This window comes from Streptomyces sp. NPDC001373 (assembly GCF_042895815.1).
In the GTDB taxonomy this organism is placed as follows: Bacteria; Actinomycetota; Actinomycetes; order Streptomycetales; family Streptomycetaceae; genus Streptomyces.
Map to the genome: position 1 here is coordinate 232,679 of NZ_JBIAWQ010000002.1, position 23,657 is coordinate 256,335.

20 protein-coding genes are annotated in these 23,657 nt (G+C 74.3%); 9 read left to right on the plus strand and 11 right to left on the minus strand.

Features of this window, described 5'->3' with window-relative positions; genetic code table 11:
- Positions 1 to 123: 123 nt before the first annotated feature.
- Positions 124 to 1,611 carry a DHA2 family efflux MFS transporter permease subunit gene (locus ACFY15_RS06425; protein ID WP_390686245.1) on the plus strand — a complete coding sequence of 496 codons (1,488 nt, stop codon included), beginning with the start codon at positions 124 to 126 and terminating at the stop codon, positions 1,609 to 1,611.
- On the opposite strand, the gene ACFY15_RS06430 is transcribed toward ACFY15_RS06425, so the two are convergent.
- The 5 genes from ACFY15_RS06430 to ACFY15_RS06450 form a co-directional block, all read right to left on the minus strand.
- Positions 1,608 to 2,726, minus strand: a complete 1,119-nt coding sequence (locus tag ACFY15_RS06430) for a hypothetical protein (protein WP_390686246.1) — start codon at positions 2,724 to 2,726, stop codon at positions 1,608 to 1,610. The genes ACFY15_RS06425 and ACFY15_RS06430 overlap by 4 nt on opposite strands.
- Before the next feature lie 215 nt (positions 2,727 to 2,941).
- Positions 2,942 to 3,355 (minus strand): PPOX class F420-dependent oxidoreductase, encoded by a 414-nt coding sequence (locus tag ACFY15_RS06435; RefSeq protein WP_390686247.1) that lies wholly within the window; start codon positions 3,353 to 3,355, stop codon positions 2,942 to 2,944.
- A 75-nt stretch (positions 3,356 to 3,430) separates the two neighbouring features.
- Positions 3,431 to 4,636 (minus strand): DUF1266 domain-containing protein, encoded by a 1,206-nt coding sequence (locus tag ACFY15_RS06440; RefSeq protein WP_390686248.1) that lies wholly within the window; start codon positions 4,634 to 4,636, stop codon positions 3,431 to 3,433.
- A 9-nt stretch (positions 4,637 to 4,645) separates the two neighbouring features.
- Positions 4,646 to 4,897, minus strand: coding sequence for a hypothetical protein (locus ACFY15_RS06445; RefSeq protein ID WP_390686249.1), 252 nt, complete (start codon positions 4,895 to 4,897; stop codon positions 4,646 to 4,648).
- A 167-nt stretch (positions 4,898 to 5,064) separates the two neighbouring features.
- A complete protein-coding gene (locus tag ACFY15_RS06450) occupies positions 5,065 to 6,309 on the minus strand; it encodes an MFS transporter (RefSeq protein ID WP_390686250.1) in 1,245 nt (414 codons plus the stop codon).
- Positions 6,310 to 6,610: 301 nt separating this feature from the next.
- Between ACFY15_RS06450 and ACFY15_RS06455 the strand changes: the two genes are divergently transcribed.
- The 3 genes from ACFY15_RS06455 to ACFY15_RS06465 all read left to right on the plus strand — a co-directional run bounded on the left by ACFY15_RS06455 (position 6,611) and on the right by ACFY15_RS06465 (position 10,244).
- A complete protein-coding gene (locus tag ACFY15_RS06455; RefSeq protein ID WP_390825107.1) occupies positions 6,611 to 7,825 on the plus strand; it encodes an FAD-dependent monooxygenase in 1,215 nt (404 codons plus the stop codon).
- A 207-nt stretch (positions 7,826 to 8,032) separates the two neighbouring features.
- A complete protein-coding gene (locus ACFY15_RS06460; protein ID WP_390686252.1) occupies positions 8,033 to 9,916 on the plus strand; it encodes a C1 family peptidase in 1,884 nt (627 codons plus the stop codon).
- Between the two features lie 16 nt (positions 9,917 to 9,932).
- A complete protein-coding gene (locus ACFY15_RS06465) occupies positions 9,933 to 10,244 on the plus strand; it encodes a protease inhibitor I42 family protein (protein ID WP_390686253.1) in 312 nt (103 codons plus the stop codon).
- On the opposite strand, the gene ACFY15_RS06470 is transcribed toward ACFY15_RS06465, so the two are convergent.
- Positions 10,228 to 11,403, minus strand: coding sequence for a DUF418 domain-containing protein (locus ACFY15_RS06470; protein ID WP_390686254.1), 1,176 nt, complete (start codon positions 11,401 to 11,403; stop codon positions 10,228 to 10,230). The two genes, ACFY15_RS06465 and ACFY15_RS06470, sit on opposite strands and share 17 nt — an antisense overlap.
- Before the next feature lie 249 nt (positions 11,404 to 11,652).
- Between ACFY15_RS06470 and ACFY15_RS06475 the strand changes: the two genes are divergently transcribed.
- Positions 11,653 to 12,993 (plus strand): nitrate/nitrite transporter, encoded by a 1,341-nt coding sequence (locus ACFY15_RS06475; protein WP_390825108.1) that lies wholly within the window; start codon positions 11,653 to 11,655, stop codon positions 12,991 to 12,993.
- Between the two features lie 94 nt (positions 12,994 to 13,087).
- On the opposite strand, the gene ACFY15_RS06480 is transcribed toward ACFY15_RS06475, so the two are convergent.
- The gene (locus tag ACFY15_RS06480) at positions 13,088 to 13,915 is read right to left on the minus strand and encodes a maleylpyruvate isomerase family mycothiol-dependent enzyme (protein ID WP_390686256.1); all 828 of its coding nucleotides are present in this window, start codon (positions 13,913 to 13,915) and stop codon (positions 13,088 to 13,090) included.
- 139 nt (positions 13,916 to 14,054) lie between these two features.
- Here ACFY15_RS06480 and ACFY15_RS06485 point away from each other — a divergent pair, with 139 nt between their 5' ends.
- The gene (locus ACFY15_RS06485) at positions 14,055 to 14,852 is read left to right on the plus strand and encodes a carbon-nitrogen family hydrolase (RefSeq protein ID WP_390686257.1); all 798 of its coding nucleotides are present in this window, start codon (positions 14,055 to 14,057) and stop codon (positions 14,850 to 14,852) included.
- Positions 14,853 to 15,051: 199 nt separating this feature from the next.
- Here ACFY15_RS06485 and ACFY15_RS06490 read toward each other — a convergent pair whose 3' ends face one another.
- On the minus strand, positions 15,052 to 15,564 hold the full coding sequence (locus ACFY15_RS06490) for an LURP-one-related/scramblase family protein (RefSeq protein ID WP_390686258.1): 513 nt from the start codon (positions 15,562 to 15,564) through the stop codon (positions 15,052 to 15,054).
- A gap of 31 nt (positions 15,565 to 15,595) precedes the next feature.
- On the opposite strand from ACFY15_RS06490, the gene ACFY15_RS06495 reads away from it, so the two are divergent.
- A complete protein-coding gene (locus ACFY15_RS06495; RefSeq protein ID WP_390686259.1) occupies positions 15,596 to 16,405 on the plus strand; it encodes a hypothetical protein in 810 nt (269 codons plus the stop codon).
- On the opposite strand, the gene ACFY15_RS06500 is transcribed toward ACFY15_RS06495, so the two are convergent.
- On the minus strand, positions 16,368 to 17,516 hold the full coding sequence (locus ACFY15_RS06500; protein WP_390686260.1) for an acyltransferase family protein: 1,149 nt from the start codon (positions 17,514 to 17,516) through the stop codon (positions 16,368 to 16,370). The genes ACFY15_RS06495 and ACFY15_RS06500 overlap by 38 nt on opposite strands.
- Positions 17,517 to 17,823: 307 nt before the next feature.
- On the opposite strand from ACFY15_RS06500, the gene ACFY15_RS06505 reads away from it, so the two are divergent.
- The gene (locus ACFY15_RS06505) at positions 17,824 to 19,389 is read left to right on the plus strand and encodes a recombinase family protein (RefSeq protein WP_390686261.1); all 1,566 of its coding nucleotides are present in this window, start codon (positions 17,824 to 17,826) and stop codon (positions 19,387 to 19,389) included.
- A 93-nt stretch (positions 19,390 to 19,482) separates the two neighbouring features.
- A complete protein-coding gene (locus ACFY15_RS06510; RefSeq protein WP_390686262.1) occupies positions 19,483 to 21,318 on the plus strand; it encodes an NHL domain-containing thioredoxin family protein in 1,836 nt (611 codons plus the stop codon).
- 34 nt (positions 21,319 to 21,352) lie between these two features.
- Here the strand turns inward: ACFY15_RS06510 and ACFY15_RS06515 are convergent, their stop codons facing one another.
- Together ACFY15_RS06515 and ACFY15_RS06520 are read right to left on the minus strand one after the other, a co-directional pair.
- Entirely contained in the window at positions 21,353 to 22,645 is a 1,293-nt protein-coding gene (locus tag ACFY15_RS06515; protein ID WP_390686263.1) for a M18 family aminopeptidase, read from the minus strand.
- 104 nt (positions 22,646 to 22,749) lie between these two features.
- A complete protein-coding gene (locus ACFY15_RS06520) occupies positions 22,750 to 23,487 on the minus strand; it encodes a hypothetical protein (protein WP_390686264.1) in 738 nt (245 codons plus the stop codon).
- Between the last annotated feature and the right edge of the window lie 170 nt (positions 23,488 to 23,657).

Here is a 23,657-nt window from a genome sequence, read left to right on the forward strand (position 1 = left end):
CCAGTGTCTCTCCGGTCGCTCTCCGCAACGGCCGTTGTGCGGATTACAACGGTCGTTGTACTTTACCGGAAGGCCGCCAAAACCAACCATCCGGTCCGGTTTTCCGGGGAGGGACGTGGCACGATGCCGACCGCACCCACCGCCGAGGACACCCCGGCGGCGTTAGCGACCGCGCCCGGGCAGCTGGGGCGCATCCTCACCGTCGTGATCACCGGCGCCGTCATGTCCGTCCTCGACATGACGATCGTCAACGTGGCGCTCGGCCGGCTCTCCGCGTCCTTCGGAGCGCCGCTGGAGACCATCCAGTGGACCGCCACCGCCTACACCCTGGCCCTCGCCGCCGTCATCCCGGCGGCGGCCTGGGCGATGGGACGGATCGGCGCCAAGCGCACCTACCTCGCGGCCCTGACCCTCTTCACCCTCGGCTCCCTGCTCGCCGCGTGCGCGTGGAGCGCCGGCAGCCTGATCGCCTTCCGCGCCGTCCAGGGGCTCGGCGGCGGACTGCTGATGCCGGTCGGCATGACGATGGTGATGCGGGCCGCCGACCGCGGCCGGCTGGGGCGGGCGATGGCCCTGCTGGGGCTGCCCGTGCTCGTCGGGCCGGTGGCCGGGCCGATGCTGGGCGGCTGGCTGATCGACACCGCCTCCTGGCAGTGGATCTTCCTCGTCAACCTGCCCGTCGGAGCGGCCGCCCTGGTACTCGCGGCGAAGCTGCTGCGCCCGGATTCCCCCCGGGGCACGGCGGCTTCGCCGCGGCTCGACCTCCCGGGGCTGCTGAGCCTCTCCCCGGGCCTCGCGCTGCTGCTGTACGGGCTCTCCCGGGGCGGCGAGCGCGGCGCGTTCCTCTCCCCGGGCGTGCTGCTGCCCCTGCTGGGCGGCGCCGTCCTCGTCGCGGCCTTCGTCCGGCGGGCGCTGCGGGTCCCGGAGCCGCTGCTCGACCTGCGGCTGCTCGGCGACCGTACGTTCGCCGCCGCCATCGGCACCCTCGCCCCGTTCACCTGCGGCTACTTCGGCTCCATGGTGCTGGCCCCGGTGTACTGGCAGCAGGCGCGCGGGCTGAGCGCGAGCGCGGCGGGGCTGCTGGTGGCGCCCGTCGGACTGGCGGTCGGGGTGACCATGCAGATCGCCTCCCGGCGCGTGGACGAGGTCGCCCCGCGCCGGCTGATCCCCGCCGGGGTGGCGGTGGCGGCCCTCGGGATGCTGCTCGCCGGGCTGCGGACCGGCGCCGAGGGGGTGCCGGGCTGGCAGGTCGTGGGCTCGCTGATGCTGATGGGCGTCGGCGCCGGGACGGTGCTGATGCCGACGATGACCACCGCAGGCCGGGACCTTCCCGCCGCGCGCATGGCGGCGGCGAGCACGGCCCTCAGCATCAACTCCCAGCTGTGCGCCTCCGTCGGGACGGCCCTGACGTCCGTGGTCCTGGGCGCGTCGGGCACCACCCCGGCGGGCTTCCGCACCGCGTACGCGGTCGCGGCGGGCCTGATCGCCCTCTCCCTGGTCGCGGCCCTGCGCCTGCCGGGGCGGAGGCGGGCGCAGGCCGGACCGCAGGGACTGCGGGCACCGTCCCGTCCGCCCTCCGGGCGACGACGGGACGGTGACGCCGGCCCCTAGAGCCGGTGGGAGCGGAGCAGCCGCTCCAGGCCGGGCGTGAGGCGGGGCGGGCGGTGGCCGGCGGGGGCCGCGTGCCGCGCGGGAGCCGGGAGCGTCGTGTGCCCGGTCCCGCGTCCCGGACGGGCCTGGACGCGGCCGACGGCGCCGGCCAGCAGCTCCGTGAACCAGATGTTCCGGTCGGGCCCGGCCGTGATGTTGAAGGGCACCTTGTCCGCCCCGCCCGGGACCGCGTACTCGGTGATGGCCCCGTTGCGCCCGATCCGGCCGATGCGGCCGGACTGCTCCGTGTACCACATGTGCCCGTCCGGACCGCGGGTGATGTCGTAGACCTGGTAGTCGGCGACGGGCACCGGGAAGAGCTTGATCTCGCCGCGCGGGCTGATGCGCCCGACCGCGTTCAGCCCGCTCGCCGTGAACCACACCCCGCCCGGTCCGGCCGCGATGCCCGAGGGGTACGTGGAGTCGTTGGCCAGTGGGTACTCGGTGATCCGGCCGTTCAGGCCGATCCGGCCGATCTTTCCTCCGTACAGCTCGGTGAACCACAGGGAGCCGTCGGCCGCGGCGGTGATGTAGTACGGGACGCTGTCCGGCGTGGGGACCGGGTACTCGGTCACCCTGCCGTCGGCCGTCATCCGCCCGATCGAGTTCGTCCCCGGTTCGGTGAACCACAGGGCGCGGTCGCCGCCGACCGCGATGCCCACGGGGAAGCGGTCCGGGCCGGGCAGCGGGAACTCGGTGATCCGGCCTCCGGTCGTGATCCGGCCGATTCTGTCCCCGGTCCCCTCGGTGAACCACAGCGCCCGGCCGGGGCCCTGGGTGATGCCCTGGGGGAAGCTGTCCGCGGTCGGCAGCGGGTACTCGGTGACGGCGCCGCCGGTCGTGACCCGGGCGATCCGGTTGACCCCGGACTCGGCGACCCACAGGGCCCGGTCCGGGCCGGCCGTGATGCCGGCGGGGTAGCTGTCGGGGGTCGTGAGCGGGTACTCCGTCACGTCCCCCACCTGTGCCGTGCCGGCCCGGGCCGGCACGGTGGCGGCGGTGACGGCGAGGAGTGCGCCCAGGGCGGCGGTGAGCGCCCTGCGCAGGCGTCGTCGGATCTTCGGCGTGTGCGGCATGGACCGGGCCCCTCTCGATGGGCGGAAGGCAGGCGCCGTATGACGGGATATCAGGCTCGGTCCGGCCACGCCCCGACCGCGCGCCCGGGTCGCCGTTCGAACCGCCCGCCTGCCGTACCCCGGAGCCCGCCCGTACCCCCGGCTGCCGTAACGCGACGCCGCCCCCGGGCCGGCGGGGCCCGGGGGCGGCGGGGGAGAGGCGCGGCGGCGCCGGCTCAGGCCTTGGCGGCGTTGCCGAGCACCCTGGACGGGGTGATCCGCACGACGACCCGTACCGCCCCGTCGGAGGCGTCCGCGTACTCCTTGCCGGCGCCCGGCCCCAGGTACTGCTCGGCGATCCGCACGGCGACGGCCCGGCCGGCGTCCTCGCTGACGGTGGCGGTGCCGCGGACCTCGGCGTACAGGTAGGGGTTGGCCAGGTCGAACACGGTCAGCCCGACCCGCGCGTCCCGGGACAGGTTCCGTTCCTTGCGGCGGCCGCGCTCGGTGGAGACCAGCAGGTCGTCGCCGTCGCGGATCACCCAGACCACGGAACTCTGCGGACTTCCGTCGGGGTTGAGGGTCGAGAGCACGGCGGGGTGGGGGGAGTCGAGCAGCTGTCGCACGGTGTCGTTCAGCGTAATCGTCATGTGGCCGAGGCTAGTTGTGCGATGCCGGGGACGCCGGTGGAATGCACCGTCGTGCGCTGACTAGCCGAAGTCGCGTCACTCCCAGGGGATGTTGAGGAAGGGGCTGGCCGGGTCGGTGGTCAGCGTGAGGTGGGTGGCGAGGGAGGAGGCGTACCAGCTGCCGAACTCCTCCTCGTCGAAGTGCAGGCACCGGGCGAGGCAGTACCCGGCGGAGAACTCCGTCCACGAGCGGTACGCCCCCCGGGCCTTCTCGCCCGCGCGGATCACGGCGCGCTCGGCGTCCTGGAGGGTGCCGTAGCGGGTGGCGACGCCCCAGCGGGCCATCTGGGAGGCCCGCCCGTAGTCCCACGCCTCGACCGACCGCACCCAGCCCCCGTCGGGCAGCAGCCCGTCGGCACGGAAACGCTGCTCGTAGCGGGTGATCCGGCCGATGAGCCGCCGGACCCCGGCGATCTCCCCCTCGACCTCGGCGGCGGGGCGCGGCTGGGCGACGGTGACCCCGTCGGGGGTCAGGCGCGGCTCGGCGGCCCGCTCGGCGCTGCGGCGCAGCCCGGACTCGGCGGCGTGGCGCCAGTGCTCGACGTCGACCGGTCCGGCGAAGTCGGAGGCGAGGACGCGGCGCACCCGGAGCGCGAACTCCCAGACGGGGCTGACGACGTCGGCCTCCAGCATCCGCTGGAGCACGCCGAACCAGCCGGCGGTGTCGGTGATCTCCCACATCGTGCGCAGGCGTTCGCGCTCGCGGGTGTAGCCGTTGCCGTGGTAGGCGAGGGCGTTCCAGAACTCCCCGTTGGCGACGGCCAGATGAGCCCCGACGGCCAGTCCGCGGGCCACCGGCCCGTGCAGCGGGCCGCCGGAGTGCAGGGCGTGCACGGCGCCGGGGGCCAGGCCCCAGGAGGGCGCGGCGTCCCAGTGGGCCCGCCAGCGGGCGAGGTCGGCGGGGGTGGTGGTGAGGTACGCCTCCACCGGGCTGCCGGGGTTCACGGCCAGGTGGGAGGGGTCCCGGGCGTCCCAGGCGTTGGCGAACCAGGCCAGGCTCTGGCGCAGGTAGACGGTGTGGGCGTCGGGGGCGGGCAGCATGCCCCGCGTGTAGACGGCCAGGGTGCCGTTCCCGGCCGGGTGGAACCTGGCCGCGCGGGGGTCCGCGTCGATCTGGGCGCGGTGCTGCGGCAGGAACAGCTCGGCCCGGGCGAGGGCGCCCAGGTAGCCGTCCCAGTCCCCGCGCGCCTTCGCCTCGTACAGCTCGCGCTCGATCGCACTCGGCGCCGTCCACTCGTCCACACCGGGACCCTATACGGGGCCCGGGCCCGCCCGGTCGGGCCCCGGAAGGGCGCACTCGGCCCCCACGGTCTTCCCCACCACCAGCCGCGGCGCCCCCCACCGCTGCGCGACGGCGCCCACCACGGCCAGCCCCCGCCCGTACCGCCCGTCCTCGCCGGCCGCCCGCACCTCGGGCCACCGCTCTCCCTTCGGATCGGTGACCGCGACACGGAGCACCGCTCCGTCGAGCCGCCCCCCGACCCGCAGGTACCGGTCCCGCACCGCTCCGTGGAGCAGCGCTTTGGTGGAAATCCCGTCACAGCGAAGGCAAGGCCGACTCGGAACGCGTCGAGGCGGCGCGAACGTGACGGGTGCGGCCGCCATCCGGGACGGCAGGCGGCGGCCCGACGCCCCCGTCATCCAGGTCACCGACACCGCGTGGGCGGGGTTCACGAGGACGTGCCGGGCGGTGTGCGCCGGTTGACGCGGTGGACGTCCGGGACGCACAGGTTGAGGGCGGCCGCGGCGGCGATCAGTGCCGCGCAGGCCAGGAGTGTCGTCCGGGTGTTCCAGGTGTGGGCCGCGAGGGCGGTGACGAGGTAGCCGAGCGGGATGGCGAGGCGTTCGCCGAGGCCGTTGAAGGCGCTCATGCGGCCCTGCTCCGCCTGGGGCACGTGCTGCTGGAACGCGGTACTCCAGGCGACGATCGCCACGTCGAGCCCCACCCCCGCCAGCAGGGCCGCCGCCAGGACGAGGGGCAGCGGCAGGACGGCGGCCATCGCGGCCAGGGGGAGGGCGAGGGCGCCGGACGAGGCCACCGCGACCGCGAGCAGCCGGTACGGCTTCCACCGCAGGCACACGAGGGTTCCGGCGAGCAGCCCGCAGGAGAACGCCGCCTGGACCAGGCCCCAGTCGCGGGCCCCGGCGTACTGCCGGGCGGCGACGAGGGGGCCGAGGAGCTGGTAGCCCGCCAGCCAGGCGGCGACGAGGACGGTGCCGGCGGCCGTGTACGTCCACAGCCAGGTGCGGGCCCGGAAGCCCGCCCAGCCGGCCCGCAGGTCGGCCAGGACGCCGTCGGCCGGGGCCGGCGGGGCCGCCAGGGGCAGGCCGAGGAGGAGGAAGGCCGCCACCACGAAGGTGAGGGCGTCCCACGCCAGGGCCCAGGCGGCCCCGCTCGCGGCGACGGCGAACCCGCCGACGACCGGGGCCAGTACCTTGACCGCGTTGCCCGGGAGCCGGAGCAGCGCGTTGGCCTCCTGGAGGTGCTCCGCGGGGACGATCTGCGCGACGGCGCCCTGGAGGGCCGGGAGGATGAACGAGGCCGCCGCGCCGGAGACGAGGCCGCAGGCGGCGATGGACGCCGTCGTCGCGTGTCCCGTGGCCACGGTGACGGCCAGCACCCCCTGTGCGGCGGCCGCGAGGAGGTTGCCGAGGAAGAGGATCCGGCTCCGGGACAGGCGGTCGGCGTAGACGCCGCCCACGACGAGGAACACGATGGTGGGGAGGGTGTTCGCGGCCAGGACCAGGCCGAGGGATCCGGCGCCCCCGCCCCGCTCGATGACGGAGTAGGCCAGGGCGAGGGGGGCCATCGCGGACCCCGCGGCCGAGACGAGGCTGGCCGACACGAACCGCCGGAAGGCCGCGATCCTCCACGGCGTGCGGATGCTCTCCAGCGGCTGGTCGACGACCTTCATGATCTTCCTCGGGCTCGGCGCGGCGAGCAGCCTAGCGCCAGCCGGGTGCCGATGGCCCGGGGTTTTCGCGCCGAACCGCGGGGGGCGGGAAGGGCCTGGCGCCGGGCGCCCGCGGGGTCAGACCGGGCCCACCTGGGCGGTGAGGTGGACCGCGACCTCGAAGACCGGGTCGGCGCTCCGGCCCCGGCGGCCCGGGGGGCGCCGAGGGGCGGGCGGCCGGATCCGTCGCGTCGCCCCGGCGCGGGCTGTCCGCGTCAGTAGGCTGGCCGGCCAGTCAACTGGGCGACGGGTGGAGGCGGTTGTGCGCGGTGGATCGGTCGTGGTGGTCGGGGGGAGCATCGCCGGGTGCGCGTTCGCCTCGGCCGCGGTGAGGGCGGGGGCCGGGGAGGTCGTCGTGCTGGAGCGTACGGGCGGGCGGCTCGCGGACCGGGGGGTCGGGCTGTGCGTCCACGACGACCGGGCCGCGGAGCTGGCGGCCGCCGGGGCGCTGCCCCCGGGGATCCCGGCGCACCGGCTGGAGCGGCGGCGGTGGGTGGTGCGGGACGCCTCGGAGGGACCCGGCGGGCGGCTCATCTGGGAGCAGCCGTTCCCCTTCCACTCCTACCACTGGGGGCTGCTGTGGCGCGGGCTGCGGGAGGCAGTGCCGGGGGCGGTGGACTACCGGCAGGGGGTGGCGGTCGAGGGCGTGGACGGCTTCGGGGACGGCGCCGGAGTGCGGCTCGGGGGCGGGGGCGTCGAGCGGTTCGACCTCGTCGTCGGGGCCGACGGGTACCGGTCGGTGGTGCGGGAGGCGGTGAGCCCCGGGGCGAGCCCGCACTACGCCGGGTACGTGTGCTGGCGGGGGAACGTCGACGCCGCGCCGGTGGAGGGGCTGGAGGGGGCGCCGTCGCATCCCGAGGCCGTCACCACCGTCTGCTTCCCCGGGGGCAGTTGCGTGATCTACCGGATCCCCGGGCCGGAGGGGCCGCGGGTGAACTGGGTGCTGTACGCGGCGCCGCCGGAGGGCGCGGGGCTGCGGTTCGACGATCCGACCAGCTTCCCGCCGGGAGCGCTGGGCGGGGAACTCGCCGGGCACCTGCGGGCGTTGCTGGAGCGGGAGTTCCCGGAGTACTGGGGGCGGGCGCTGTCGCTGACCGCGCCCGCGGATACGTTCGTGCAGCCCATCTACGACCTGGTGACCGAACCCGCCGCGGCGGGACGGCTGGTGCTGGCCGGGGACGCGGCGAGCGTGGTACGCCCGCACAACACCAGCGGGGCGGCGAAGGCCCTCCAGGACGCCACCGCCTTCGGCGCCGCCTGGGCGCGGGCGGGGTCCTGGGAGGACCTCGTCGCCGGCTACCAGGCGTCGCGGGGGGCGGCCGGGCGGGAACTGGTCGCGCTGGCGCGGCGGCTCGGGCGGGCGCAGGTGGAGGAGACGCCCGCGTGGACGGCGATGAGCGCCGCCGACGTCGCCGGATGGTGGCAGGCACAACTGGCGGGGGCCGCCGGGATCGGGGGCCAGGCCCTGTCCTCGTAGGGACGGTTCCGGGCGCACGGCCGGGGGAGCGTGCGGCCTGCCCGTGCGTTCGCGTGGCCGTGGTCGTGGCGGCGGCCCGGGGGTGCGCGGCCGGGCGGACCGTACGACCCCCCGTGCGTCCGCGCGACCGCGCGGCCCCCCTTGACGGGGTCCGGTGGCGGGGAGACGCTCCGGGGGCTCACGACGAGTGCAGCTGGGGGGGCCGGGATGCCGGAGGAGTCTGTCCAGACGGTGGGGGAGCTGCGGGCGCAGCTCGTGGCGCGGGGGGCGCGGTGGTCGGTCGTCGAGCACCTCGCCGACGCGGACCCCGTACCGAGGCCCTCGCTGGGTCTGGAGCCGGGGCCGAACCTGACGCCCGCCGCCGAGGCGGGGGCGGTCGACCTGCGGGCCCTCGTGGGGAGGGAGAGCGGGAACCCGCACCTCAGCCGGCGCAGGGCCGCCCACGGACTGCTGCCGGGGACGGTCGCGGGCGCCGGGCGGCCCGTGGCCGTGGACTGGCGCAGCCGGTGGGGGTGGTCGTGGCTGACCAAGGTCAAGGACCAGAACCCCTGCGGTTCCTGCTGGGCGTTCGGGGCGGCCGGGCTGGTCGAGTCGATGGCCCGGATCGAGCACGACGTGTGGGCGGAGCGCTCCGAGGGGGACGTCCACGACGGTCTCAAGTGCACCTGCGGACAGACCGGCAACCCCGAGACCGCCCTCGACTGGATCAAGGACAACGGAGGCCTCGCCGACCCCGGCTGCTGGCCGTACACCACCCCGCCCCCCGGCCTGCCCGCCGAGCGGCGCGACGCCTGGCGGGCCGAGTACACGCCCAGCTGGGACCGTTCGGGGCGGACCGTGCGGATCACCGACTACGTGCGCCTCGGCGACGTCGAGCAGCAGAAGGTCTGGCTGGACACGGTGGGCCCGCTGACCGCCTGCTTCGACGTGTACGACGACTTCTTCGGCCTGGGCGCGGGCGTGTACCACCGCACCAGCGACCGGCTCGCCGGCGGGCACTGCGTGCTGGTCGTCGGCTACGACGACGCGGCTGGCTGCTGGCTGTTCAAGAACTCCTGGGGCACCGGCTACCACGTCGGCGGTTACGGCCGGATCGCGTACGGCGAGGTCAACATCGACTACTGGGCCAAGTGCGGCCTGCGCGGCACCAACATCGACCCCTGGAGCAAGCGCCGCCTGCACGCGGGCAGCGTCTACGAGAGCGGCAACGGCCGGGCCCACCGCAACTTCGAGATGGCCGCGACCGCCGGCGGCGGCCACCTCCGGCACTGGTGGCGCGAGGGCGACCCCCCCTTCGCCTGGGCCCGCGCCGAGACCTTCGCCGGGGACGCCTCCGGCCAGCCCGCCTTCACCGGCAGCACCTACAACCGGAACATGGAGTCCCTGCACGTCACCACCGGCGGCCGGCTCCGCCACTGGTACTACGAGCAGGCCGTCGGCGTCTGGCGCGACGGCGGCGCCTTCGGGCCCGGCGACGCCGCCATCGGCTCCACGCCCGCGTTCATCCAGAGCGACTACGGCCAGCCGGGCAACTTCGAGGTGGTCGTCCGCACCGCCGACGGCCGCCTCAACCACTGGTGGCGGATCAACGGCGCCCCCTGGACCTGGAACGACGGCGGCCGCTTCGGCTCCGGCATCGCCCACTACGGGCCGGCCCTCGTCCAGACCCGCGCCCGCACCCTCGACCTGGTCGCCGCCCGCACCGACGGCCGGATGCAGCTGTGGTGGCGCGACGACCCGAACGGCTTCGCCTGGAAGGCCGGGGAGGTCTTCGGCGGCGGGGTGACCTCCGCGCCCTGCCTGATCGAGGGGCAGTACGGGGCCCTCGACGAGGACACCGCCGGGAACTACGAGCTGTGCGTGGCGGTCGCCGACGGGCGGATCGAGCACTGGTGGCGGGGCAACGCCGCCGGCGCCCCCTGGACCCGCAGCGCCGTCTTCGGGCACGACGTGCTGACCGTCACCGGGATGCTCCAGGGCAGCTTCGGGTTCAACCTGGAAGTCGTCGTCCTGCGCACCGACCGCCTGCTCCAGCACTACTGGCGCGACGGCGCGGGCTGGCACGAGGGGGACGTCATCGGCCCGGCGTGAACAGGAGGCCCCACGGGTGGAGGTGCGCAGGGTGGTCCTCGCCTCCGGTGAGTCGTACGAGCTGCGGCTGACCGGGCGCGGGGCGCGCGGCTACGTCTGGACCTGGCAGGTCTCCGGGGACGGCGACGCCGTTTCCGTGAGCGAGGCCGCGCCCGGGCGGGCGGCGCGGGCCCTGCCCGGGGAGACGGTGGAGCGGACGTACGTGGTGCGGGGCCGCCGCCCGGGCGGGCGGGCCCGGATCCGGTTCGCGCAGGTCCGCCCGCCCTACCCGCAGGAGGCCCCGTACGACGAGTTCCTGCTGGACGTGGAGGTCACCGGCGGGGCCTGAGCGCCCAGTGCTGCACGGCCTCCAGCGGGCCCCTCCCGAAGCGGCGCAGCCACAGCCCCGACGCGGCGACGAGGAACAGGGCGACCGCCGCCCACAGGCCCATCACCCACCAGGGGCCGGACCCGGCCATCCGGCCGGCGAGGCCGAGCCCGAACCCGTAGCAGAGCAGGACGCACAGCAGGTTCTGGCCGACGTAGCAGGACAGGGCGGTCCGCCCGACGGAGCCGAGGGCGCCGACGCCGGGCACGGTGAAGCGGTCCAGGGCCCAGCCGATCAGCCCGGCGTACCCGAGGGCGATCAGCGGGGCGACGGCGTAGCGGCCGAGGAGGAAGAAGTCGGGGCCGCCGAGCGCGGCGGCGACGCCCAGCGGCAGGCCGAGGCCGAGCCCCCAGGAGGCCATCCGGACCCGGATCCGGCGCCCGGCGGCGGTCGGGGCGAAGGCACCGGCGCGGTGGAGGCGGACGCCGAGGAGGAAGAGGAAGAGCAGCAGCCCGAAGGAGAAGACGGGCTCGATGCGCAGCGCGAGGACGTGGTCGAGCCGGAAGGCGACCTGCTCGGCCCAGCCGCCGTGCGCGTACAGCCGGACGGACTCCGGGTCGGGCGACGCGGGCCCGGAGTCGGGGGTGACCAGCTGCCCCAGCGTCACCAGGGCGATCAGGGACAGGTGCAGACCGCCCGCGACCCACATCACCACGCGCCGCACCCGTTCGGACCGGGCCAGCAGCCAGGCCGTCAGGAGGGCGGTGACGGCGTACCCCATCAGCACGTCCCAGGCGAAGAGGAGGAGGAAGTGGACGGTCCCCTCCAGGAAGAGGAACGCGGCCCGCCGCGGGTAGCGGCCGGGCCAGCGCTCGCCCCGGCGGGCGGCGGAGTCGTACTGGATGGCCAGGCCCACCCCGAACAGGACCGTGAGCAGGGAGAGGAACTTCCCGTCGGCGAGGAAGCGGAAGACCGCCTCGGCCACGCTGGCGGCGGACGGGTCGGCCAGCGGGTCGGGCAGGTGGAAGGAGCCCTGGAGCACGCTCCACTCGGAGCCGGGTGAGGTGAAGATCCAGACGTTGGTCATGAGCGTGCCGAGGATGGCGGCGCCGCGCAGGACGTCGAGGAGGGGGAGCCGGGTCGCGGTCACCCCTGGGGCGACGAGGGTGGTGTGGGCCATCTCCCCAGGCTCGCGGCGGTCCGGGCCCGTTGCGTCCTGCCGGTGGACGAAGCGGCGGTACATCCTTCGGCGCAGTCCGGTGCGGGCGCCCTCCCAGTACGGGCGAGGCCCGGCCGGGGGCGGCGCCCGCACCGCGGGCCGGGAGGCGGGCCCCGCGGGTCCACATCGCGGACGGAGGAAACAGATGTATGACCCAGGTATCTATCCTGTGCCCATGCAGACCGAGGCGCTGGTGCGGGGGACGGACCGATGAGCCCGGGCGCCGCGCCCCCGGCCGTCCAGGACCCGCCCGGCGGGCGGCGGGCCGTGGCCGTCTGGTCCATCGGCGTCGCTGTCTACTTCGTCGCCGTGACCTTCCGGACCAGCCTGGGCGTGGCCGGGCTGGAGGCCGCCGACCGCTTCCACGTCAACGCCTCGGCCCTGTCGACGTTCTCCCTCCTCCAGCTCCTCGTCTACGCCGGCATGCAGGTCCCGGTCGGGCTGATGGTGGACCGGCTGGGCACCAAGAAGGTGCTGACGCTCGGCGCCGTCCTCTTCACCGCCGGCCAGATCGGCTTCGCCCTCTCACCGACCTACGCGACGGCACTGGCCGCCCGCGCGCTGCTGGGCTGCGGCGACGCGATGACCTTCATCTCCGTCCTGCGCCTGGGCACCCGCTGGTTCCCCGCCCGGCGCGGACCGCTCATGGCGCAGCTGGCCGGGCTGGCCGGCATGGCCGGCAACCTGGTCTCCACCCTGGTCCTGGCCCCCGTCCTGCACGGCGCCGGCTGGGTGCCGGCCTTCGCGGGCAGCGCGCTCGCCGGGCTGGTGGTCCTGGTCCCGCTCACGCTGTTCCTGCGCGACCACCCCCCGGGCCACGCCCTGCCGCCCGCGGCCGCCGGCGGGGGCGGGTTCGTCCGCCGCCAGATACGCGACTCCTGGCGCGAGCCCGGCACCCGCCTGGGCCTGTGGGTGCACTTCACGGCGCAGTTCCCGGCGATGGTGTTCCTGCTGCTGTGGGGCATGCCGTTCCTGGTCGAGGCGCAGAGGCTGGACCGGACGACCGCCGCCGGCCTGCTCACCCTGATCGTCGCCGCGAACATGGGCTGGGGCCTGGCCTACGGCCAGATCATCGGCCGCCGCCCGGCCGCGCGGCTGCCACTGGCGCTGGGCACGGTCGGCGTCACCGCGCTGCTGTGGGCCTCGGTCCTGCTCTACCCGGGCGACCGCGCCCCGATGTGGCTGCTGGGCACGCTGTGCGTGGTGCTGGGTACCTGCGGCCCCGCCTCGATGATCGGCTTCGACTTCGCCCGCCCCGCCAACCCCGCCGAGCGGCAGGGCACCGCGTCCGGGATCACCAACATGGGCGGCTTCCTCGCCTCGATGACCACCCTGCTGTCGGTGGGCGTCCTGCTCGACGCCACCGGCGACGACTACCGGATCGCCTTCTCCTCGGTGTTCGCCGTGGAACTGCTGGGCCTCACCCAGATCCTCCGCCTGCGTCCCCGGGCCCTCGCCCGCGAACGGGAACGCGGACGGGAGCGCCTCGCGCCGGCCGCGCCCGCCGCCGGGGAGAGCCCCCGCGCGGCGGCCCCCACCGCACCGCGCTGACCCCGGGCGCGAGCCCTCGCCCGGCGGGGCGGCCCGGCTGCGGACCGGCCAGGGGCAGGCCGGCTGCGCGCCCCGGACCGGCTGCGCGGACGGGCTACGGGGTGACGGCGAAGTTCGCCAGGATCGCTTCCGCCAGCTCCGTGTCGCCGTCCACCTTCACCCGGTCCGCGACCTTCCCCGGCCGCACCCGTCCCGCCGCGAGGCGGACGTACGTCTCCCAGTCCAGCGACAGCGACACCGCCGGGCCCAGCGAGGGCGTCGAGTCGAGGGTGGCCCGGCCCGACGCGTCCACCCGTACCGTCCGCAGGAACTCCAGCGCGCCGTGCACGTCCAGCACCACCGCCGTGTTCGGCGGCGCGCCCGCGCCCTTCGCGACCGCCTTCGGCAGCCCGGACAGCAGGATGTCCCGCGCCACGTGCGCACCCGGCGCGTCCCAGTTGCCCGGCACGCCCAGCGCCGCCCGCAGGTCCTGCTCGTGGATCCACACGTCGAACGCCCGCAGCCGCAGCGACAGCTCCAGGGGGATCTGGTCGCCCTGCGGTCCGCGCACCATCGTCGTGGCCGGATCCCGCTTCTCGCCCCGCAGCTGCCGCTGGCGGCGGATGACGGTGTACTCCAGCTCGGAGGTGATCTCCAGCGCGGTGTGGTGCCGGCGGACGTCGACCGGAACCTCCATGTAGCGGGTGAACTCGTTCACCACGTGCCGCAGGTCGCGCGGCAGCGTGTGAATCGGCCGCGGGTCGCCGAGCTGCTCCAGCTCCATGCCGATGACGTGGGAGACCACGTCCCGCACGGACCAGCCCGGACACGGCGTCGGCTGGTTCCACTGGCCCTCCGTCAGGGGGAGGACCAGCTCGGTTATCGCCTCGATCGAGTGTGTCCACGCGTCGACGTACGGCTCAAGACTGGGATGGACGGTCAACGGGACCCCTCGCTGGCTGTTCAGTGGCGCGTTGTGGACTATTCCCAAAACTACGCTGCCGATGAGCACCCCGACAGCGCTTTCGTGTGACGATCGTAGGCCTTGACTTGACCGGCTGACATGCCAGGACGGTGGTAGTGTGCGCGCCTCGCTGATTCAAATCGCGGTGAACGACGGGGAGTCGGTGGCCTCCCGGCGGTCCCGGGCCGCCGAACTCGTCCGGGAGCAGAACGGCTCCGACCTCGTCGTGCTTCCCGAGCTGTGGACGGTGGGCGCCTTCGCCTACGAGCAGTTCGAGACGGAGGCCGAGCCGCTGGACGGGCCCACGTACGAGGCCATGTCCAAGGCCGCGCGCGACGCCGGGGTCTGGCTGCACGCCGGCTCGGTCGTGGAGCGCGCGGGCGACGGCTCGCTCTACAACACCGCGCTCGTCCTCTCCCCGGCCGGCGAGCTCGCCGCGACCTACCGCAAGATCCACCGCTTCGGTTTCGACCAGGGCGAGGCGGTGCTGATGTCCGCCGGCGACTCCCTGACCACGGTGGCCCTGCCGGAGCAGACCCTCGGCCTCGCCACCTGCTACGACCTGCGCTTCCCCGAGCTGTTCCGCGGCCTCGTGGACGCGGGCGCCACGACGATGGTCGTCTCGGCGGGCTGGCCGGCCCGTCGGCGCGAGCACTGGACCCTCCTCAACCGGGCCCGGGCGGTGGAGGACCAGGCGTACGTCCTGGCCTGCGCGACGGCCGGCACCCACGCGGGCGTCGAGCAGTCCGGGCACAGCCTGGTGGTGGACCCGTGGGGCGAGGTCCTGGCGGAGGCGGGCCCCGGCGAGTCCGTCCTGACGGTGGACCTGGACCCGGCGAAGGTGGCGGAGACCCGCGACCAGTTCCCGGCCCTGAAGGACCGCACCCTGGGCCTGCGGCCCCCGACGGCCCCGTAGCCCGGGGGAACGACGGAAGGGCGGGCGGGAGACCGCTCCGCGCAGCGGCCCCCCGCCGCCCCCGCCCAGGCACACCGGCTCACCCGCCCCTCGCCCCGGGCGGAACGGTTCGTCCGCCCGCCCCCTGGGCGCACCGGCTCACCCGCCCCTCACCCCGGGCGGAACGGCTCACGCGCCCCCTCGCCCCGGGCGCACCGGCTCACCCGTCCGTCCCGCCCTCCTCCCGCTCCCGCTCCGCCATGCGGATCACGCACACCGCGACCGCCACCATCAGCGCCGCGTCCGCCTCCTCCCGCACCACGTCCACCGCGTACGTCTCCCGGATCCGGTACCACTGCCGCGAGACGAGCGCGAGCAGCTCCCCCTCGTACTCGACCTTGAACTCGCGGTCCAGGATCCGCCCGCTGACGTCGAGTTCCGTGCCCTCGGACATCGTCACCCGGAAGTGGTTGCGCAGCAGCGTCATCCGCTTGCGCCGGATCACCGCGAGCCGCTTCCCGTCCCGCTCCAGGGTCATCGCGTCCCGGAACCCGAAACCGAACAGCCGCTCCCGCAGGGTGATCAGGACCCGCCCGGCCGGATCCTCCAGCTCCAGGGTGTCGCGCAGCCGCAACGCCTTCCCGTCGACGAGGAAGGCGTGCCGGCCGTCCTCGTCCTCGATCCAGTAGTCGTCCCCGATGGCCAGCATTTTGTCCCGAACGAGGTATTTCATACGGAGATCGTTTCCCGGATAGGTTGCCTCCATGCCCCTTCTCTACGTGACCGACCTGGCGTACCCGGCGCGCGGGCGCCGCTACGGCGACGAGGACGTCCTTCTTGCCTCCCGGCTGCGCGAGCACTTCCCGCTCGCGCTCTGCCACCCGCTGGACGCGCAAGCCCTGATGCCCGGCTTCGACGCGGTGATCGTCCGCAACAGCGGTCCCGTCCTGCACTACCAGCAGGCCTACGACGCCTTCCGCGCGGCCGCGCTCGCCGCCGGAACCCGCGTCTACAATCCGCTCACCGGTCGCGCCGACATGGCCGGCAAGCAGTACCTCCTCGACCTGACGGCCGCCGGGTACCCCGTCATCCCGACCGTCGACGACCCGGCGGACCTCCACCTCCTGCCCGCCTCGGACCTCTACGCCGTCAAGCCCAAGCAGGGCGCCGACTCCATCGGCCTGACCTTCACCCCGGCCCCCGCCACCGGGCCCGGCGAAGCCCTGATCCAGCCCCGGATCGACTTCGCCTACGAGGTCTCCTTCCACTTCGTCGACGACGCATTCCAGTACGCCCTGTACGCCCCGGACCCGGCACGCCGCTGGGAGCTGGTCCCGTACGAGCCCACCCCCGCGGACCTGGCCTTCGCGCGCCGCTTCATCGACTGGAACACCCTCGCGCACGGCATCCAGCGCGTGGACGCCTGCCGGGCCCCGTCGGGGGAGCTGCTGCTGGTGGAGCTGGAAGACCTGAACCCGTACCTCTCCCTGGAGCTGCTCCCGGCCCCCGTTCAGGACTCCTTCGTCGAAGCCCTGGTCAGCTCACTGAAGGCGTTCCTCGCCGCCGGGACCTGAGCAGGAGCCGGCGGCCGGGCACCTCCACCCAGGCGTACAGGGCCCAGGCGAGGACCAGCGACACGGAGAAGGCCGCGGCCAGCACGAGCAGGCCCCCGCCCCACAGGTCCAGCTTCGGATGCCCGCCGAAGAGGCTCTCGCCGGTCCGGATCACCAGGATGTGCACCATGTAGAAGGCGAAGGACACCTCGCCGAGCCTGACGCTGAGCCGCCCCCGCCAGGGCGAGGGCTCCCCGCGCAGGTCGGCCTGCGCGGCGGCGGCGATGAGGGCGGCGTAGCCGACGATCGTGCAGGCGGCGGCGCGGTAGGCGTAGTCGGCCTGCTGGCTGAGGAAGTAACCGCCCATGGTCAGCGCCAGCGACACGGTCAGCCCGGGCCCGCGCCAGCGCCCGGCCCGCACCAGCTCGGCGAGGGCGATACCGAGCACGAACTCGGGGAGCCGGTAGACCGGAAGGAAGTTGTCCGCCCAGATCCGCCCGTCGGAGTGGTGGGCGAGCTCCGCCCAGGTGGGGATCGCCACCACCGCGGCCAGGGACAGCGCGGCGACGACCGCGCTCACCCGCCACCCCAGCCGCCGCAGCGGCCACACGAGGAACGGGAAGGAGACGTAGAAGAACGCCTCGGCGGCGAGCGACCAGCTGACGGGGTTCAGCCCCTGGAAGTACGGCACCTGCGGCACCCAGGCCTGCACCAGCCCCAGGTTGGCGGCGACCGGCCCGGCAGCCGGCTTCTCCCCGGCCCCCAGCAGCCACACCAGCACGAGGGCCGCGACGGCCGTCACCAGATGCAGCGGGTACACCCGCGCGAACCGCCGCCGCCAGAACCGCACGATCCCCCGCCCGGTGGGCGCCTGCGCGGTCGACCAGGCGAGCACGAAGCCGGAGAGCACGAAGAAGAACGACACACCGGTGTTCCCCACCCCGAAGGCGGCGGCCACCAGCCCCTGGGCCCGTCCGCCGAAGTACTCGACGACGTAGACGTGGTAGAGGAACACCATCAGCGCGGCGGTCCACCGCAGCCCGGTCAGCGAAGGCAGCGCGACGGGCCGCCCACCGGCCTCCTCGCCCGCCTTCGCGTCTTCACTCCTGGATATGACCGCTGCCGTCGACATGCGCGGCAACCTAACACGCAAGTCCCTTGATCCATCGCGCCCGCAATCCGGAGCGAAGGACTCCACCTTCCACGCCGACGATATCCGCCGTTCGCGAGCAATGAACGATGCAGCCCCGGCGCCCACCCCCACCCCCGCGCCCGCGCCCCGCCGTGCCCGTGTCCGGGCCCCTGGTCCGGCCGGGAAGGGGGCCGGCCGAACGCAGGCTGGAAGGAACGCGCCCTCGTCGACCCGCGAGGAGCCGTTGCCCTTCTGGATTTCTGGTTGTCCTGAACCAATGGGGGCATTCTTCGCTAACGTGGGGTCGGTGCACCAACACACCACTGCCGACCTGTACTTGCGCCTGTCCCAGGACCGGGAGGGCAAGACCGCGATCGACCGCCAGGAAGCCGACTGTCGGTCGTGGGCGGAGCGCAACGGACTGACCGTCCGCAAGGTCCACATCGACCGGGGACGTTCCGGCTGCAAGAACGTCAGCCGCAAGGGCTTCGACGCGGCGATCACAGCCGTCACGGCCGGCGTGGTGGGCGTGCTGGTCGTCTGGAAGCTCGACCGCCTGTCCCGCAAGGGCATCGGAGAGGTCGGCAAGGCGCTGGACGACATAGGCCGGGCCGGCGGACGGCTGGTCTCCGTCATGGACGGGCTCGACACACAGAACGACAACGCCCGCCTCACCATCGCGATGCTGGCGGAACTGGCGCGCAACGAGTCGCGCAACCTTGGCATGCGTGTCGGCAGCGCCAAGCGGTACCTGCGCCAGCGGGGCCAGTGGATCGGCGGACAGCCGCCCTACGGGCTGCTGGTGGACCCTGAGACGAAGAAGCTCGTGCACGACCCCGAGACCGCCGTCTACGCCCGCCTGATCGCCGACGAGGCGCTGTCCGGGAAGGCGCTCGTCCACATCGCCCGGCTGCTGAACGAACACGGGGTGGAGTCGGCCCGTGGAGGCGAGTGGAACTCGTCCAGCGTAGTGCAGCTCCTCCGCTCACCGGCCTTCGCGGGCCTCATGCCGCAGACCGCGTACGAGGAGCAGGCGGACGGCACACGCAAGTACATGAACCGGGTCTCTCCCTACCGGGATCCGGAGACGCTCGAAACCGTGGGTATCGGTGAGGGGATCATCACGGTCGGGGAGCGTGAGCTCATCCTCCGCCGGCTCGAAGCGCGGACGTTTCCCCTGGCGGGCAAGCGGCACGGCCGCAAGCAGGGCACGTCACTGCTCACCGGCATCGCGCGGTGCGGGCTCTGCGGGGCCCGGATGAGCAAGGCCGGCACGTCGTACCAGTGCTCGAGCCACCGGATGGGGCGAGGATGTTCCGGCGTGTCGGCTCGGGTCGAGAGCATCGACCACTACGTGACGGAGGCATTCCTCTCCCGCCTGCCGTCCCTGGAGCCCCAGGACCCCCTCCTCGCCGTGATCGCCGATCGCTGGGCACGGAGCGAGGACCCGGAGGCCTTCGCGAAGCGGGACGCGATCGAGGCGGAGATCGCGGACGAGGCCGCCCGCCTGGCGGACCTGGAGGAGGCCAGATATGTCCGGGGGGAGTTCGGCGACGCAGACGCCATCGAGCGGTACGACCGGCTCGCCGGACGACTGCGCAACCGGATCGAGGGGCTGCGCGCGGACCTACTGCGGATGCCGACCCCTTTCGGGGACGTCTCTCCTCTCCTGGATGAGGGCCTGCTGCGTGAAGCCTGGGAAGCCGACGATGCGGCCGGAAGACGCGAGCGCCTCGGCCTGGCCATCGATCGGGTGGAAGTCCGGCGAGGCAGGGTGGGCGTGAGGTTCGACGGCGACGAGCGCTGCCGGATCGCCTGGGCGACGAGGGGCGGCGCCGGGGAGACGTCAGCGGGTCACGAAGCGACGGAATGACGGTCGGATCCGCACGGGCCGTGCCGAAGGCGACGGGTCCATGGTCCGTATGGCTGTGAACCGGTGTTCATGGGCCAATGGCAAGCTTGAAACATGAACGATGCTGTCCCGGCGCCCACCCCCGCGCCCGCACCCCGCCGTGCCCGTGTCCGTGCCCCCGAGCTGGTCGGCAAGGGGGGCTGGCTGAACACCGGCGGGAAGGACCTGAAGCTCGCCGACTTCCGAGGTCGCACATTGATCTTGGATTTTTGGACCTTCTGCTGCATCAACTGCCTCCACGTCCTGGACGAGCTGCGCGAGCTGGAGGAGAAGCACCGCGACACCGTGGTGATCATCGGCGTGCACTCGCCCAAGTTCGTCCACGAGGCCGACCACGCCGCCGTCGTCGACGCCGTCGAGCGGTACGAGGTGCACCACCCCGTGCTCGACGACCCCGAGCTCGCCACCTGGAAGCAGTACGCGGTGCGGGCCTGGCCCACGCTCGTCGTGATCGACCCCGAGGGGTACGTCGTCGCCCAGCACGCCGGTGAGGGGCACGCGCACGCCATCGCGCGGCTCGTCGAGGAGTTGGAGGCCGAGCACGAGGCCAAGGGGACGCTGCGGCGCGGGGACGGGCCCTACGTGGCGCCCGAGCCCGTCGCCACGGACCTGCGTTTTCCCGGGAAGGCGGTCGTCCTGCCCTCCGGGAACCTGCTCGTCTCCGACTCGACGCGGCACCAGCTCGTGGAGCTCGCCGCCGACGGGGAGACCGTCGTGCGGCGGATCGGCAGCGGGGAGCGCGGCTTCGGGCCGGACGCCTTCAGCGAGCCGCAGGGGCTGGCGCTGCTGCCCGACGGGCGGGTGGTGGTCGCGGACACCGTCAACCACGCGCTGCGGGTGTTCGACCCTGCCACGGGGGCGGTGGAGACCGTCGCCGGGACCGGGCGGCAGTGGTGGCAGGGGTCCCCGACCTCCGGGCCGGCCCTGGAGGTGGACCTGTCCTCGCCGTGGGACGTGGCCTGGTGGCAGGGCCGGGTGTGGATCGCCATGGCCGGTGTGCACCAGCTGTGGACCTGGGACCCGGAGGCGGGGACCGTCGCCGTCGCCGCCGGGACCACCAACGAGGGGCTGGTCGACGGGCCCGCCGCCGAGGCCTGGTTCGCCCAGCCCTCGGGGCTCGCGGCCGCCGGGGACCGGCTGTGGATCGCCGACTCCGAGACCAGCGCGCTGCGGTACGTGGAGAAGGAGGGGGACGGGTACGCCGTGCGGTCCGCCGTCGGGACCGGACTGTTCGACTTCGGGCACCGGGACGGGGACGCCGGCCAGGCGCTGCTCCAGCACCCCCTCGGGGTGACGGCCCTGCCGGACGGCTCGGTCGCGGTCTGCGACACGTACAACCACGCCCTGCGCCGCTACGACCCCGCCACCGGCCAGGTCACCACCCTCGCCACCGATCTGCGCGAGCCCAGTGACGCCGTGCTGGCCGGCGAGGACATCGTGGTCGTGGAGTCCGCCCGCCACCGGCTGACCCGGCTGCGGCTGCCGGAGGAGGCCGTACGGGTCGACGCGGTCGCCCACCGCACCCAGCGGGCCGCCACCGAGGTCGCCCCCGGCACGCTCCGCCTCGACGTGGTCTTCCAGGCCCCGGCGGGCCAGAAGCTGGACACCCGCTACGGCCCCTCCACCCGCCTGCTGGTCTCCTCCACCCCGCCGGAGCTGCTCGCGGAGGGCGAGGGCGCCGGGACGGACCTGTTCCGGGAGCTGGTGCTGAACCCCGACGTCGCCGAAGGGGTGCTGCACGTCTCGGCGATGGCCGCGTCCTGCGACGACGACCCGGCGAACGAGTACCCGGCCTGCCACGTCCACCAGCAGGACTGGGGTGTCCCGGTCACGGTGACGGAGTCCGGCGCCGCCCGCCTGCCGCTGGTGCTGGCAGGCCTGGACGGCTGACGGGGCGTCGGGGGTCCTGTCCTTCCCGGGGGGTTCAGCCCTCCAGGAAGGACAGGAGGGCGTTCGCCAGGAGGAACGGGTCGTCGGATCCGCAGAGTTCGCGGGCCGAGTGCATCGACAGGATCGCCACCCCGATGTCGACGGTCTGGATCCCGTGGCGGGCGGCGGTGATCGGGCCGATGGTCGTGCCGCACGGCATCGAGTTGTTGGAGACGAAGGTCTGCCACGGCACCCCGGCCCGCTCGCAGGCCGCGGCGAAGACCGCGCGGCCGCTGCCGTCGGTGGCGTAGCGCTGGTTGACGTTGACCTTCAGGATGGGGCCGCCGTTGGCGCGCGGGTGGTGCGAGGGGTCGTGGCGCTCGGCGTAGTTGGGGTGGACCGCGTGCCCGGTGTCGGAGGAGAGGCAGATCGTGCCGGCGAAGGCGCGGGCCTTGTCCTCGTAGGAGCCGCCGCGCGAGAAGACTGAACGTTCCAGCACGTTGCCCAGGAGGGGGCCGTCCGCGCCGGTGTCGGACTGGGAGCCGTTCTCCTCGTGGTCGAAGGCGGCGAGGACCGGGATGTGTTCCAGCTTGTCGGAGGCGGAGACCGCGGCGAGCGCGGCGACGCCCGCGTGCACGGACAGGAGGTTGTCCATGCGCGGTCCGGCCAGGAGCTCGCGGTCGCGGCCCAGGTAGGCCGGCGGCTCGATCGAGTGGACCATCAGGTCCCAGCCGGCCACCGAGCCCTGGGGCAGGTCCTCTTCCTCCTCCAGGAAGGCGATCAGGTCGCCTTCGCGGGCCTCGCCCAGGCCCCAGATGGGCTGCATGTGCCGCTGCTTGTCGAGCTTGAGGCCGTCGGAGTTGACGGAGCGGTCGAGGTGCACGGCGAGCTGGGGCACGCGCAGCAGCGGGCGGTCGATGTTGACCAGCCGTTCGGTGCCGTCCCGCAGCGAGAGCCGGCCCGCCAGGCCCAGGTCGCGGTCGAGCCAGGTGTTGAGGAGGGTGCCGCCGTAGATCTCGACGGCGACCTGCCGCCAGCCCTGCGAGCCGGTGTCCGGCACCGGCTTGACCCGGAGGTTGGGGGAGTCGGTGTGCGCGCCGATGATCCGGAAGGGGGTGTGCGCGGCCGCGCCCTCGGGCACGTACCAGGCGATGAGCGCTCCGCCGCGCAGGACGAACCGGCCTCCCGTGCCCGAGTCCCAGGCGTCCGATTCCGACAACTGCCTGAAGCCTGCCTTTTCCAGCCGCTCGGCCGCGTTGGCCACGGCGTGGTACGGCGACGGACTGGCCGTCAGGAAGGTCATCAGGTCGTCGGTGTGGCCGCGGTCGAAGCGGGCGGGAGAGCTCATGTGGTTCACCTTAACGACGGTCGTGTTCGCCATGGCCGGACTGGTGGCGGATGGCCGTAGGGGTCGCGGGACGGCGGGGTGCGTGGCCCGTGGTCCGGTCGTTCTCAGCCCGGCGGACGCTCGAATCGGCGCTGGAGCTGCCGTCGCTCGCCCCGTCGGATGCGCGGGAGCATCTCGGGGGTCTGCGGCGGGCGCTGAGCGCGTCTTCTGCGTCCGGCGCAGAAGATACAGGCCTCGCCCGGCGGGGCATCGGGGTCGATCGGCGCGCCGGGGTGTTCGGCGCATCCCGAGGCGTTGCGCGGCCGGGACAGCTCGCGGGCCACGATGAAGGCGCGGTGGAGGTCGTCGGCGAGGCGGACGAAGTCCTGGTCGGGGGAGCCGAGGGTGAGGTGGAAGCGCTGCTCGTCGATGCCGCGCAGGTACCGCCGCAGTACGTCGAGGGTGTAGGGGGGCTCGGGTACGGGGTAGCCCAGGCGGCGCTGTTCCACGGGGGCGGCGGGTGCGGCGGGGCGGCCGCCCCTCAGGCGTCGGCCGAGACGGCGGCGGTCGTTGCAGATGAGGCAGCGGCCCCAGCCTTCGGGCGCCTCGGGGTCGAGGGCGCCGTTGGGGTGCTCGGGGCAGCCGGTGTAGCTCTTGGCGGGGGCGAGGCCGGCGGCCGTCTGGAAGGCCACGTACAGGGCGTCGGCGACGGGGTCGTACTCGGCGGGGTGGGACCCGTCGTAGAGGTCCTTGACGCGGTCGCCGAGGGCGCCCACGTTGGCCTGGAGCTCCTTGAGGGCGTACGGGCGCCCGGTGGGGACGGTGTACCCCCTGCCGCTGTGCTGCTGCTCCTGTGGACTCATGCCTACGAGCGTCCCACGAACCTCCGACAACCGCGGAACCCGGGTGCGGCGGACCCGGACGCGGGGGGGGGGGGGGCCCCCCCCCGCTTTGGTTGGGGCCCCGCGCGCTCGCGGCCCCGGGGAGGGGGGGGGGGGGGGGCGGGGCGGGAGGGGGGCGCGGCGGTGACCAC